The organism is Neobacillus sp. OS1-2, assembly GCF_030915505.1.
Taxonomy (GTDB): domain Bacteria; phylum Bacillota; class Bacilli; order Bacillales; family Cytobacillaceae; genus Neobacillus.
Window position 1 is genome coordinate 240,502 of the sequence record NZ_CP133265.1, and the last position, 12,937, is coordinate 253,438.

15 protein-coding genes and 1 pseudogene are annotated in these 12,937 nt (G+C 39.7%); 1 reads left to right on the top strand and 15 read right to left on the bottom strand.

Going from position 1 to position 12,937, the window contains the following annotated elements; translation table 11 throughout:
• Positions 1–33: 33 nt before the first annotated feature.
• The 9 genes and pseudogenes from panC to RCG19_RS01315 form a co-directional block, all read right to left on the bottom strand.
• Complete coding sequence (gene panC / locus RCG19_RS01275) at positions 34–882, bottom strand: pantoate--beta-alanine ligase (RefSeq protein WP_308109386.1); 849 nt, start codon at positions 880–882, stop codon at positions 34–36.
• Complete coding sequence (gene panB, locus RCG19_RS01280; RefSeq protein WP_308110905.1) at positions 879–1,715, bottom strand: 3-methyl-2-oxobutanoate hydroxymethyltransferase; 837 nt, start codon at positions 1,713–1,715, stop codon at positions 879–881. Before panB ends, panC begins: the two co-directional genes overlap by 4 nt.
• A gap of 249 nt (positions 1,716–1,964) precedes the next feature.
• Positions 1,965–2,939, bottom strand: coding sequence for a biotin--[acetyl-CoA-carboxylase] ligase (locus RCG19_RS01285; protein WP_166241130.1), 975 nt, complete (start codon positions 2,937–2,939; stop codon positions 1,965–1,967).
• Positions 2,927–4,123, bottom strand: a complete 1,197-nt coding sequence (locus RCG19_RS01290) for a CCA tRNA nucleotidyltransferase (RefSeq protein ID WP_308109387.1) — start codon at positions 4,121–4,123, stop codon at positions 2,927–2,929. The genes RCG19_RS01285 and RCG19_RS01290 overlap by 13 nt, the downstream gene beginning before the upstream one ends.
• A 9-nt stretch (positions 4,124–4,132) precedes the next feature.
• Positions 4,133–5,260: an N-acetyl-alpha-D-glucosaminyl L-malate synthase BshA gene (gene bshA, locus RCG19_RS01295; protein WP_308109388.1), complete on the bottom strand. Its 1,128-nt coding sequence runs from the start codon at positions 5,258–5,260 to the stop codon at positions 4,133–4,135.
• 2 nt (positions 5,261–5,262) lie between these two features.
• Positions 5,263–5,973: a bacillithiol biosynthesis deacetylase BshB1 gene (gene bshB1, locus RCG19_RS01300; RefSeq protein ID WP_308109389.1), complete on the bottom strand. Its 711-nt coding sequence runs from the start codon at positions 5,971–5,973 to the stop codon at positions 5,263–5,265.
• On the bottom strand, positions 5,963–6,382 hold the full coding sequence (mgsA, locus tag RCG19_RS01305) for a methylglyoxal synthase (RefSeq protein ID WP_308109390.1): 420 nt from the start codon (positions 6,380–6,382) through the stop codon (positions 5,963–5,965). Before mgsA ends, bshB1 begins: the two co-directional genes overlap by 11 nt.
• Before the next feature lie 10 nt (positions 6,383–6,392).
• Positions 6,393–7,195 (bottom strand): annotated as a pseudogene (dapB, locus tag RCG19_RS01310) (4-hydroxy-tetrahydrodipicolinate reductase).
• 5 nt (positions 7,196–7,200) lie between these two features.
• Entirely contained in the window at positions 7,201–7,545 is a 345-nt protein-coding gene (locus RCG19_RS01315) for a nucleotide pyrophosphohydrolase (protein ID WP_308109391.1), read from the bottom strand.
• A gap of 191 nt (positions 7,546–7,736) precedes the next feature.
• Here RCG19_RS01315 and RCG19_RS01320 point away from each other — a divergent pair, with 191 nt between their 5' ends.
• The gene (locus RCG19_RS01320) at positions 7,737–8,606 is read left to right on the top strand and encodes a YitT family protein (RefSeq protein ID WP_166241118.1); all 870 of its coding nucleotides are present in this window, start codon (positions 7,737–7,739) and stop codon (positions 8,604–8,606) included.
• Positions 8,607–8,741: 135 nt separating this feature from the next.
• Here RCG19_RS01320 and ypjB read toward each other — a convergent pair whose 3' ends face one another.
• The 6 genes from ypjB to RCG19_RS01350 all read right to left on the bottom strand — a co-directional run bounded on the left by ypjB (position 8,742) and on the right by RCG19_RS01350 (position 12,874).
• Positions 8,742–9,527 (bottom strand): sporulation protein YpjB, encoded by a 786-nt coding sequence (gene ypjB / locus RCG19_RS01325; protein ID WP_308109392.1) that lies wholly within the window; start codon positions 9,525–9,527, stop codon positions 8,742–8,744.
• Between the two features lie 62 nt (positions 9,528–9,589).
• Positions 9,590–10,186 (bottom strand): lipoprotein heptaprenylglyceryl N-acetyltransferase LhaT, encoded by a 597-nt coding sequence (locus RCG19_RS01330; RefSeq protein ID WP_308109394.1) that lies wholly within the window; start codon positions 10,184–10,186, stop codon positions 9,590–9,592.
• 74 nt (positions 10,187–10,260) lie between these two features.
• Complete coding sequence (locus RCG19_RS01335) at positions 10,261–11,037, bottom strand: menaquinol-cytochrome c reductase cytochrome b/c subunit (RefSeq protein ID WP_166241112.1); 777 nt, start codon at positions 11,035–11,037, stop codon at positions 10,261–10,263.
• A 42-nt stretch (positions 11,038–11,079) separates the two neighbouring features.
• Positions 11,080–11,754: a menaquinol-cytochrome c reductase cytochrome b subunit gene (gene qcrB / locus RCG19_RS01340; protein WP_007084860.1), complete on the bottom strand. Its 675-nt coding sequence runs from the start codon at positions 11,752–11,754 to the stop codon at positions 11,080–11,082.
• 3 nt (positions 11,755–11,757) lie between these two features.
• A complete protein-coding gene (locus RCG19_RS01345) occupies positions 11,758–12,267 on the bottom strand; it encodes a QcrA and Rieske domain-containing protein (RefSeq protein ID WP_308109395.1) in 510 nt (169 codons plus the stop codon).
• A gap of 142 nt (positions 12,268–12,409) precedes the next feature.
• Entirely contained in the window at positions 12,410–12,874 is a 465-nt protein-coding gene (locus tag RCG19_RS01350; RefSeq protein ID WP_308109396.1) for a YpiF family protein, read from the bottom strand.
• Positions 12,875–12,937 lie beyond the last annotated feature (63 nt).

Below are 12,937 nucleotides of genomic sequence, written 5' to 3' on the forward strand. Positions count from 1 at the left end.
AGTATTCCTCCCCTGATGTCGCAAAAATATTATCTAATCTATTTGAATAATGACATTGTCTATTAAACGAACTTTAGAGAATTTTACAGCAAGCGCTATGATAATGGTACCCTCTAATTTTTCCAATGGTTTTAATTGGGGATACGATAGTATTTCAACATAATCAACTTGCCCGTTAGATCCTTGTGTAATCATTTCGGTAATCAGGCTCATTAGCATAGAAGGGTTCTGCTCACCTTGATCGATTGCATTTTTTGCTGTTTGCAGGCTTTTATAAAGAATGGTTGCTTGTTGCCTCTCTTCCGGTAATAGATTAACATTGCGGGAGCTTTTCGCAAGCCCGTCCGCTTCCCGAACGATGTCTACAGCAATTAACTCGATAGGGAAATTAAAATCCGCGATTAATCCAGCAACGACAGCTACTTGCTGGGCATCCTTTTTTCCAAAATAAGCCCTTGTGGGTGTGATGATAGTAAATAATTTTGTTAGAATGGTAGCGACCCCGTCAAAATGCCCTGGACGCGACTCGCCGCATAATACATCTGTCCTGTCTTTTACAACAGCCTTGACTGAAGGAACATTCGGATACATTTCCTCTTCAGACGGATAAAAAATGTAATCTACCTTTTCTGCTTCCGCCAAAGCACGGTCACGCTCAAAATCACGAGGATAGCTTGAAAAGTCCTCTGTTGGCCCAAATTGCAGCGGATTGACAAATATACTTAAGACAATCAGATCGTTTTCTTTCCTTGCTTGAGAAACTAGCGTTAAATGGCCTTCATGGAGATATCCCATTGTCGGGACAAAACCAATCGATTTCCCCAACCGCTTTTGCAGCGACATTTCAGTTTGCATGTCTTTAATGGATGTAATGACCTTCATTGCTTACCTCCATAAAGTACCTTCAGTTCATCTTCCTTCATTGTAAAAGAATGTTTATCTTCTGGAAATTGTTTGTTTTTCACATCTGCAGCATACGCTTGGATTGATTCAACCATGAATGGGTTGACCGCATGGTATTGCTTTACGAACTTCGGCACCCGGTCGACACCATAGCCTAAAATATCGTGATAGACAAGAACCTGCCCGTCCACATAAAGCCCGGCTCCAATACCGATTACAGGTATAGAAATCGCTCCGGCAACCTCTTCAGCCAATTGCTTTGGTACACATTCCAAGACAAGTGCGAAAGCGCCTGATTCTTCAATCGTTTTCGCATCTTCTATTAATTTTTTGGCTGCTGTTGCATCCTTACCCTGCACTTTATATCCGCCTAATACTCCAACAGATTGCGGTGTTAGTCCTAAATGACCACACACTGGAATACCTGCCTGTGTGAGCGCCGCGATTTTTTCGATTACTTCATCTGCCCCTTCAAGCTTTACTGCATGTGCCCCAGCCTCTTGTAAAAGCCTTCCCGCATTTCGTAATGTATCCTTAACGGATAAATGATAGGATAAAAATGGGAGATCGGTGACAATAAAGGTCTTTTTTGCTCCTCGTTTAACTGCTTTCGTATGATGTATCATATCCTCTATTGTCACAGGTATAGTAGAGTCATAACCGAGGACCACCATTCCAAGTGAATCTCCAACTAAAATGACGTCTACTCCACCTTGTTCCGCCTGTTTAGCCGACGGAAAATCGTAGGCAGTCAACATAACAATCTTTTCTCCATTTTCCTTCATTTTCAAAAAGTCCGTTGTTTGCTTCATCATTTTTCCCTCCTTAAAGTATGGGAGAGGTGATAAAACGAGTTTGCAAATCAAATAAAAAAGACCCTTCTGTAGGCAGAGGATCTTTGTTTCTCATTGCAAGTTCCATCCCTCTGTCCCGGTCCGATATTCGGATCTAGGCAGAAACCTTTTTAATTTTGATAATCGGTTTACAAAAAGGTGCAGTTCTTAAAAGATACTGCCCAAGAAAATTATATACAAATATTCTGATATGGGCAAGCACTGTTATCAAACCTCAATGTCTGCAGAATAAATATGGTGGACGACACCTGTCTCATCCTCCAATATTAATACCCCATCATCTGTTATTCCCAGCGCTTTTCCTTCAATGACATTTGTTAATGTTCTAGCTTTTAGAATTTTACCAATACTTACTGCGTAACCTTCCCATAAAAGCTTAATTGGAAAAAACCCTTGTTCTAAGTAAAGCATATACAATTTTTCAAAGTGCTTGAAAAAACTTCTAATCAAACCAGCTCGAGAAATCAATTCCCCTTTTTCAATCGAAAGGGAACTGGCCTTTTCTTGAAGTTCACTCGGGAAATCTTCCATCTTTTGATTTACATTAATGCCAATCCCAATAATGATGGAATGGATGCGGTCGGCTTCGGCATGTAATTCTGTTAAGATTCCGGTCACTTTTTTTCCCGCCAATAAAATATCATTAGGCCATTTTATTTCCGGTTGTAGTCCAGTTTCTTCTTCAATTGCATGAACAATGGCTACCGCTGTTAAAAGTGTCAGTTGCGGCGCCTTAGTGAGCTGTATATTCGGCCTTAGAATGAGACTCATCCATATTCCAGTATATTTAGGAGAATGCCATGTTCTGTTCATTCTTCCTTTCCCGGACAGTTGTTCTTCCGCTATAATAATAGTTCCTTCTGGAACATTCTCATTGGACAAACGCCCGGCAATAATTTGTGTGGATTCAACGCTTTCTTCATAGTAGATGTTCCTGCCAATCAAGCTAGTTTGCAAGCCTAGCCTAATTTCGTCTGCAGTAATTCTTTCAGGCGTTTTGACAACTCGATACCCTTTATTTCTGACAGCTTCTAATTCAAAGCCTTCTTTTCTTAATTCCTCAATATGCTTCCAAACCGCTGTTCTTGAGCAACCAATAAGGTCTGCAAGATGCTGTCCTGATAAAAAGGATTCACCCGCATTCGTAAAGGCATCGAGTAGTTTTATTCTTATTTCTGACACCTTAAGAGCCACTCCTTAATTGTATTCTTATCATTTTCTACTATTTCATTAATTACCGCCTGTTCAATTTCTAGCATGGTTTCCTTTAGCCATGGGCCACCCTGTCGATTATACCATGCCATTAAGTCGACTCCTGAAACAGCGATTTCTGAGCGTTGCTTAATCGGGAGTTTATGATATTGAGCCATCCAGTATTGAAGTGATTCCACACCAGTTAATCCTTTAATCCTGTTGTACAGCCTTTCTGTTGAGGTAATGGTGTCACTGCCCGCAGAATATAAATCATAAATGGACCATTCTTGCTCAAGCCTTTTTTTAACAAAAAACAAGATTTGCTGAATATCTTTAATTTCTTTAAGCGGCAGCCGCCAATCCCTTAGAAACGGTCCAATTGATTTTCCCTCCGCGTTTAAACAAAAAAGGAGAAATGACCACATTTCCTTTTTTGTCAGTCCATCAACGTCGAACTCTACTAATTTTTCAATTTGCTCCTTTTGATTGGCTAAACCCGGTAAATAAGTAAATACATTCGTTTCCAATAAAATTCTCAATCCGTTATTGCAGTTTTTCCCAACAAGTAGCTTTTCAAACTCTGCTCTTTTTCGTTCTACCGCTATATTTGTAAGTAATGGAACAAGATTTACCAAAGCCTGACGGGTTTCCTCTTCGATAGAAAAGGAGAGCTGGCTGACAAAACGTATCGCTCTCATCATCCTTAAAGCGTCTTCTTGAAAACGATTATTGGCAGAACCCACAGTCCTAATCACTTTTTCCTTGATGGCCAGTTGACCATTAAATGGATCAATAAGTGTCCCATAGCGATCCATTGCAATAGCATTCATGGTGAAATCTCTGCGCTGCAGGTCCTCCTGTAAATTGCGAATAAACGAGACCTCTTTCGGTCTTCGGTAATCCTGATACTCTCCCTCAGTCCGAAAGGTGGTAATTTCATAGGATTGCTGATTAAATAAAACGAGAACAGTTCCATGTTCGATTCCGATATCAACGGTTTTTGGGAAAATTTCTTTCACCTCTTCGGGTGTTGCAGATGTTGCAATGTCAACATCATTAATCGTTTTATTCAACAAATAATCTCTAACAGATCCACCTACAAAATAAGCCTCGTATCCGGCCTCTTCTAATCTTTTTAATACAGGATTGGCTGATAAAAATGGTTCTTTCATCTTTTTCACCTAATTCAGCAGTTTATAATATATCTGCTCATATTGTTCAACGATTTGTTCAGCCTTAAATTTTGTATGAACGGTATTTACCGATGCTTGAGAAAATTGTTGATGCAGCTTGTTATCCGTCAAAAGTGAAATAGCCTTTTCTGCTATATCTCCAATATCAGATACTTCACAAATATATCCATTTACGCCATGTTGAATGACCTCAGGAATACCCCCGACATTCGTTCCAATACATGGGACACCGCATGCCATTGCCTCGAGCGCAACGAGACCAAAACTCTCTTTTTCCGACAATAATAGCTTGAGATCACTAATAGAATATAATTCCTCAAGATTTTCTTGTTTTCCAAGGAAGATAACTTGACCCTCGATCGATAGCTTTCTGACAAGTTTACAAACGATGGTCATTTCAGGTCCATCTCCGACGAGCAGTAATTTGGCCGGCATAGCCGCAGCAATTCTTGCAAATGTCCTTACCACATCTTGCACCCGTTTAACCGCACGAAAATTTGAGACATGAATAATGACTTTTTCCTCTTCTTTAATCTCTAATTGCGTCTTTAAGTCAGCAGCATCCGTTTTTTGGTAAATTCGTTCATCAATAAAATTATAGACTGTTTCAATCTGTTTATCTGGATTGATGAGCTCATAAGTCTGATTAACTAAGGAATTGGAAACGGCTGTTACGGTATCTGATTTTTCAATTCCGAATTTAATCGCATTTGTTAATGATGGGTCATAGCCTAAAACCGTAATGTCCGTTCCGTGCAAGGTTGTAACAATCTTTATATCCCTGTTGGACATTTGCTTGGCTAAAATGGCACAAACGGCATGCGGAATGGCATAATGGACATGAAGAATATCCAAATTTTCCCGATTCGCTACTTCAGCCATTTTACTAGCTAACGCAATATCGTAAGGAGCGTATTGAAAAACAGAATATTGATTCACATCCACCTGATGGTAATAAATATTGTGGTACATTTTATTTAATCGAAAGGGGAGGCTTGATGAAATAAAGTGAATTTCATGTCCTTTCTCGGCAAGCATCTTACCCAACTCTGTTGCAACTACACCCGAACCACCTACAGTGGGGTAGCAGGTAATTCCAATTTTAAGTTTCCGCATCTTTATTCTCCTATCAAATCATGCTTCAAAAGGATTGGAACCTTCGCTTTGAAGCCCTCAGCATAGGTTACTCCGACCAACTTTCCAAACATTCTTTCCCTTGCTTCCACTGTTTCAATATAGCCATTCACAAGCGGGGTATCGAAACTTTGCTCCGATAATTCAAATTGGCTTTGATAGGCACGTAATGCAGCCAGTTTTTTATCGATGAATCCTGAAATATCAACAGTAAAATCTGGTGTATGAAATCCATTAATCATATAAAAATAAACTCTTTTTACTCGATGTGGGTCGGCACATCCATCCGTTTTAAACTTCCTTATCCCTGCAGAAAAAACAGCTTCTTCTACAAGCCTGGCACAATTCCCATGATCCGGATGGCGGTCCTCAAAATAAGGAGCAAAAACCACTTCAGGCTTGAGCGTTCGAATTACATCTGCAATCTTCCTTATGTACTCTTCATTTAGAAGTAATCCTCTATCGGGAAAACCAAGTGTAGTCCGTATTGATACATCTAAAATATCAGCTGCACGAGCAGCTTCCTCTTTCCTTATCATTACATTCCCATTTGAGGAAAGATCAGCATCTGTCAAATCACAAATCCCAATCTTTTTTCCTTGTGAAGCTAGTTTCACGATGGTTCCAGCCATACCGATTTCTACATCATCAGCATGTGCACCAAAAGCGAGAATATGTAAATGTTTATCCTTCATTTCCCTCACCATTCTCTTTGACGACATTTCTCCATTCCATTAGACCCATTTCTAAACCCCTTATTAGTAATTCGGCTGAACCCATATTCGTTGCAAGAGGAATAGCATAGACATCACAAAGTCTGACAAGCGCCGTTACATCCGGTTCATGAGGCTGGGCCGTTAAGGGATCTCGGAAGAAGAAGATGGCATCCATTTGATTATTGGCAATCCTTGCGCCAATTTCTTGGTCTCCACCTAATGGACCTGATTTAAAACGAGTTACGTTTAATCCAGTTGCTTCAGTAATTCTTAAGCCAGTTGTCCCGGTTGCGAACAAAGCGTGCTTGGCAAATATCCCCTGATATGCCGTTACAAATTGGACTAAGTCATTTTTCTTTTGATCATGAGCGATTAAGGCAATATTCATAAACTGACTCCTAACCTAAAATATTTTCTAATCCGTAAACAAAGGTATTCTGGTTCATGACTGTTTCAACAGCGACTTTTACTCCTGACATAAAGGAGCCGCGGTGATAGGAATCGTGACGGACCGTTAATGTCTGTCCATCAGAACCAAATAACACCTGTTGATGGGCGATTAGACCAGGCAATCGAACTGAATGAATATGCATTCCATCACGTTCTGCTCCTCTTGCCCCTGGCAAGGTTTCTTTTCATTCGGATGCCCTTGTTTCTTGGCCTCCCTTACTGCTGATATCATTTCAGCAGTTTTTACCGCTGTCCCTGAAGGAGCATCAAGCTTTTGGTCATGATGCATCTCGATTATTTCTACATCGTGAAAATATTTTGCAGCCATTTGCGAGAACTTCATCATTAAGACCGCACCAATCGCAAAATTGGGAGCTATGATACAGCCAAGCCCTTTTTCCTGACAAATTTGCTCCAGTTCTTCCAAATCTCCCTTTGAAAAGCCTGTTGTTCCAACTACAGGACGAACATTGTATTCAAGGGCAGTTTTAGCGTGGTGCATACCCACCTCTGGTGTCGTTAGGTCGATTAAGACATCTGCTCCTACATTTTGCAGGCAATTGTGAATATCTGTATAAATCGGTACATTCGATATGGCTTGAAAGCCTTCTACATCACTAAGCATCATACCATCATTCTTGTGATCAATGGCAGCAACCAGCTGGAAGTGTTCTGTATTGGTTGCTAATTTCACTGCTTCACTTCCCATGCGACCGCGCGGCCCAGCAATGATTATCTTAATAGGATTCATCTTCCTCACTCCATATTTTCTTTATCTATTCTTGTCCAACGGTTTTTATCACGCGTATTAAATTTATTCATCACATAATCATGTGCCTCTTCCAGATCAATGTTTAAGGCATTAGCAAAGCAAATAAGTACAAACAGGAGATCGCCAAGCTCCTCTTCAATCGCCTTTTCAGTCTCACTGGATTTCTTCGGTTTTTCACCATAATAATGGTTAACTTCTCTTGCAAGCTCTCCTAGCTCTTCCGTTAGTCTGGCAAGCATCGCCAATGGACTGAAATAACCTTCTTTAAATTGACTAATGTATGTATCGACTTCCGCCTGAAGATCTCTCATCGATTTCTGTTCGGACATAGATTTCCACCTCTTTTACCAAAACGGCCAAAATTTCAATTATTCCTTTTTTATGTTAGCTAAATTATGACGGATTTACAAATGTTTTTGTTTTCTTCACGCACTTTTCCGCTACTCATTGCTCTAGCACTAGTAATTCGCTATAATAAAAACCGCCATAAGAGAGAAAATATGGCATAGGAGGAAGGCTCATGGTATTCGGACTTAAATTTAAAAATATCCTGTTTATCCTATTGGGAACAGCGATTATGTCATTTGGGCTAGTTAATTTTAATATGCAAAATAAGCTTGCCGAAGGCGGATTTACAGGTATTACACTGCTTTTCTATGGATTGTTCAAATGGGATCCATCCTATACAAACTTAATCTTGAATATTCCGGTATTTTTTATTGGGTGGAAGTTGTTGGGGAAAAACACCTTTTTCTATACCATTATCGGAACTGTTGGTGTATCAATTTTTCTTTGGATTTTTCAGCGTTATTCGATAGATATGCCGCTGCAGCATGATTTAACGTTAGCCGCCTTGTTTGCGGGTGTCTTCACAGGGATTGGCTTAGGTATTATTTTCCGTTTTGGAGGAACAACTGGGGGAGTTGATATTATTGCCAGACTTGTCCAAAAATATGCAGGATGGAACATGGGGAAAACCATGTTCTTGTTTGATGCTTGTGTAATCGTTCTTTCACTTACATACATTTCCTACAAACAAGCAATGTATACACTTGTTGCAGTCTTTGTCGGCGCAAGAGTGATTGACTTCATGCAGGAGGGCGCATATTCTGCAAGAGGGGCAATGATCATTTCGGAAAACAATGCCCAAATTGCAGATAAAATTATGGAGGAAATGGGACGTGGTGTCACAGCACTACGGGGGTATGGTTCCTATACAAAAAATGAACGTGATGTTTTATATTGTGTCGTTGCCAAAAATGAATTAATCCGCTTAAAAAACTTAATCACTTCTGTTGACCCGCATGCATTTATATCCATTTCAGTTGTCCATGATGTCCACGGCGAGGGCTTTACACTTGATGAAAATAAAATGCCATTAACTGATTAGAAGAGCGAAGTACACTAGCCGATGGCGCCTGGAGCTGGACAATTCTCGAAGTTAAAATTAATAGTCTCTTATCTCATTGAAAAAGCAATGTCCACTTATGCATAGTGTGGACATTGCTTTTTTATCTTCAAACTATTAGTCTCTTGATCGGTTTTTTTTCTGATTTTTATCTCCTTGATACTTTCTCCAGCCTACATAAGATAAAGTCATGATAATAATACTTCCAGTTGAAATAATAACCCACCAAAGCGAAGGGTCTGCGTCATCCTCTTCCATATTGGCAAACAGACTTTTTAAATCTGTGTCTAGTGCACTCAGCTCTTGTTGACTCTTTGGATTTGTCATAATTTCAGATCGATACTCATTGATAAAATCAATCCGTGCATCTAATCTTTGAATATTTTCTACCGGTACATCTATTTTCATACTTGGATATATAACATTATATAACGATAAAAAGGTGTTAAAGTTTGTATGAAATTGAGCCGTATCACCATTTGTGGCTGCCGCTTTTGCCTGATGAAAAGCCGTCATGATTTGTTCTTCCATTTCAGTCCATAAAGGTTGATGACTCGTTGCTAATGCATCAATAACAAGACGAAACTTTGTTAGTTTATTTATTCTTTCCTCATATTTCATGTTGGCGCTAACTGCTGCTTCCATCGCTTCATCATGTGAGGTATGAACAATTCTAACCTCGTCCATTGAAAGGGGTTTCGTTGTCCCCGTAATACTTGTAAATTGATCAGAAAAATAATCCAGTAATTTTTTTGCATCTTCATATCTTTGAAATTTTACCATTTGAAGAGCTTCATCGGAGATATCATCCAGCTTCTCCATTGGCGTTTGCTGTTCAGCATTTACAGGTATGGGAGTGAGCATAATGATAATTGCTAAAAAAAATAACCATCTGATTTTCAATCCTTGTCCCCCCTTTCATTACTAATAAAATGTATGTAGGGGTGGACAAGGTTAGACCATCTTCAAGTATTTATTTTTAGTTTAAATCTATTAGGCCTTATAACAAGGTAATAGGCAAGTCCGATCGAAAGAATGGATAGCCAGAAGGTAAAATAGCCGATTTGTGCTGTATATTGGTCTAGCATGTGGTAGCTTGGCAACATGAAAAAAACATAATCAATGACATCATTGTGAAGCGTCCATACCGCAGTAATGACTAAATGCCACCATTTAAACCGAAAAAACGGTGCAAATAATAATCCTTGGACAGCCATAGCGAAATGAGAGAAAATTAACATGTATCCTACCAAATCCAATTCACCGTTAACAAAATAAACAAGAATATTCATGACAACGGCCCATATCCCATATTTAAAAAGCGTAACAATCGCAAGTGCTTCCATTATCCGCCAGTTTTTCCGCAGTAAAAAAGCAATTAAAACAAAAACAAAAAATAAGCTGGCGGTCGGGCTGTCAGGTACAAAAGCAAGAAAAATGCCAGGTGTTTCCTTTAGCTGCCACCCGTACCAATAGTACCCATAGATTGTTCCGGCAATATTCACAATAAGCAACAGTTTTAGAATAGATCGGTTTGCTAAGAAAGGGTAAATTAAGCGCACTTATACACCTCTTTTCATCATTGACATTCATATAAAAAAAACTGACGATCTTTTCGTCAGCTTTTTTTGCCATTCTACTCTTTACCAAGGCCTGAGATAAATTCAGACAGTTTCTTCAGCTGTTCGTCATCACCTTTAAAGATTCCTGGTGGCATTTTGCCGCCTTTACCTTCTTTGGCAATTTTCGCCACTTCCTCAGCCGATAAGCCGGTTCCAATCAATGTTGGTGCTCCAGCGCCACCCTGAAAACTATCACCATGGCAAGTTAAACATGTATTATCATTAGCAATTTTATAACCTTCACTAGTTTTATCGATTTCAACCTTGGCGACAATTTTACCTTGGCGCTCTGCAGCAGCCCAGTCATGTGTCGCAACCGATTGCCAAGTTAGGAATACGATAGAAGCTAGTGCTAGAAGCATAAACCCAGTAGCAAGTGGGCGTTTTCTCGCACGACGTTCCGGTCCGCGATCAAGGAACGGTGCTAATAATAAACCACCAAAAGCTAATCCTGGCATGATCATAGCTCCTACAACCGTGTATGGCCCCGATGCATACGAATATTTCAACAATTGATACAAGAATAAGAAATACCAGTCTGGTAATGGAATATAGCCTGTATCAGTTGGATCCGCTATCCTTTCAAGCGGTGCCGGATGTGCCACTGTTAAACATAAAAAGCCGACAAGAAAAACTGCGCCTATCATCCATTCTTTTAAAAGGAAGTTAGGCCAGAATGCCTCTGTTTTACCAGGGTATTCTGAGTAATCTTTTGGGAGCATTCGTTTGCGTGATTCAGGTGCTGGAACACGCGAGTCACCAACGAACTTCATACCTTTTCCGCGATGCATTGAGCAATCCCCCTCCTTTTTCCGTAGAGATAAAAACCTGTTTTATAGCGGTCCAGAAATACCTTGTCTACGAATCATAATGAAGTGCGCTGCCATTAATCCAAATAAGGCTGCCGGTAAAAAGAACACGTGGATAGCAAAGAAACGGGTTAATGTTTGTGCCCCTACTATATGTTCATGACCTGCAAGTAAGACCTTGACATAGCTGCCAATAAATGGTGTTGCTTCTGCAATCTGCAGACCAACTTTTGTTGCAAACAACGCTTTCATATCCCAAGGTAATAAGTAACCCGTGAAACCTAATCCTAACATGACGAAGAAAATGAGAACTCCGACAATCCAGTTCAATTCACGAGGCTTTTTATAAGCACCTTGGAAAAAGACGCGTAATGTATGTAAAAACAACATTACAAGTACTAAACTTGCACCCCAGTGATGCATACCACGTACAATTTGTCCAAAAGCAACTTCGTTTTGAAGATAATAAACAGATTCCCAGGCGTTCTTAATATCCGGTACATAGTACATGGTTAAAAACATACCTGAAAGAATTTGAATGACTGTTACGAAGAAAGTCAGACCGCCAAAGCAGTAAACAAACGCACTAAAATGATGCGCTGGGTTAACATGCTCGGGTACTTCATGGTCTGCGATATCGCGCCACAAAGGCGTAATATCTAAACGTTCATCTACCCAATCGTAAATTTTGTTTAACAATGATTACGCCTCCTTCCGTGGTTCAGCTTTACCTAAGTATAGGAAACCATCTTTTTCCTTGAATGGATATACATCAAGTGGTGCCAACGGTGGTGTACCAGCAATGTTTTTACCATTCTTCTCGTACCGGCCATAGTGACATGGACAGAAAAATTGACCTGGATGTTCCTTATCAGTATTCCAGTTAACCGTACAGCCTAAGTGTTTACATACAGGTGATAGGGCTACAATTTTATCTGTCTTATCATCACGATAAACCCAGGCAGTATTGGTTACTTCTGACTCATACCATGCATCCTTTTGTTTGAAGGTAAAGTCAACTCGAACCGGCTCAGCTGTTAAGTCTGAAACCTTTTGCTTTGTTGCGATGAAATCACCGCCTGCTTCTGCCTTTAAAACTGGATCTACAGCAAAACGTACCATCGGCATTAACATTCCGGCTGCCATAAAACCGCCTACACCAGTTAATGTGTAGCTTAAAAATTGACGTCTTGAAACGCGCTCTTTACTCATGCTTATCCCCCCCTCTTTTCACGAAGTTAAGTCCAGCGGACAATTTATTAAACACATATAAAACTAGGACATAACAATGATATATCAATCTGCATGTAAGGTCAATATCATACTATTTTAAAAACATATAATCTGAAGAATTTTACTCATTTTCATGCCACTTTTGTGTAAAAAGGATGAGAAGCTGTTTTACCTGGCTATCAATCATCTCCATTTTTTGGGAATCATTCATCTGCTCTAGCGGCAGGGATGGAAGCCATATTAATGAGCCGCCTAACTTCTGTTCGTGTGTACGCCAATCAAGCTCGGATGTTATGTAAAATATATGCTTGCATTCACTTTCGCTAATCTCTCTCTCCCATTTCAACAAATCACTCATTACTTTTTCATTGTCTCCATTTTTCAGATAAGTAAATGGGGGAAATAATAATATTCTTCCTGTAAACTGCCTTTCTAGATGGCTTGTTAATAGTGTGATAAATTCAGCGTTTGCCGCTGATTGCTTCATCTCACCCCCGACTGAAACCGAATATAATGGAACAACAGCAGTATCCACATACTCCTTAGCATTTAGGTATGTCTCTATATCTTTAGGAATCCACTTCATTTTATACACCAATCCTTTTTCTTAGCTAGTCCAATCATATCATTATCTTCAAACATTTTAAAA

Excerpts from the sequence above, each read along its gene's own strand:
- RCG19_RS01350 (WP_308109396.1), bottom strand. The coding sequence starts at position 12,874 with ATGAAGTGGATTCCTAAAGATATAGAGACATACCTAAATGCTAAGGAG.
- panC (WP_308109386.1), bottom strand. The coding sequence starts at position 882 with ATGAAGGTCATTACATCCATTAAAGACATGCAAACTGAAATGTCGCTG.
- RCG19_RS01345 (WP_308109395.1), bottom strand. The coding sequence starts at position 12,267 with ATGAGTAAAGAGCGCGTTTCAAGACGTCAATTTTTAAGCTACACATTA.
- bshB1 (WP_308109389.1), bottom strand. The coding sequence starts at position 5,973 with ATGAAGGATAAACATTTACATATTCTCGCTTTTGGTGCACATGCTGAT.
- RCG19_RS01335 (WP_166241112.1), bottom strand. The coding sequence starts at position 11,037 with ATGCATCGCGGAAAAGGTATGAAGTTCGTTGGTGACTCGCGTGTTCCA.
- mgsA (WP_308109390.1), bottom strand. The coding sequence starts at position 6,382 with ATGAATATTGCCTTAATCGCTCATGATCAAAAGAAAAATGACTTAGTC.
- bshA (WP_308109388.1), bottom strand. The coding sequence starts at position 5,260 with ATGCGGAAACTTAAAATTGGAATTACCTGCTACCCCACTGTAGGTGGT.
- RCG19_RS01315 (WP_308109391.1), bottom strand. The coding sequence starts at position 7,545 with ATGTCCGAACAGAAATCGATGAGAGATCTTCAGGCGGAAGTCGATACA.
- panB (WP_308110905.1), bottom strand. The coding sequence starts at position 1,715 with ATGAAGCAAACAACGGACTTTTTGAAAATGAAGGAAAATGGAGAAAAG.
- RCG19_RS01320 (WP_166241118.1), top strand. The coding sequence starts at position 7,737 with ATGGTATTCGGACTTAAATTTAAAAATATCCTGTTTATCCTATTGGGA.
- RCG19_RS01290 (WP_308109387.1), bottom strand. The coding sequence starts at position 4,123 with ATGAAAGAACCATTTTTATCAGCCAATCCTGTATTAAAAAGATTAGAA.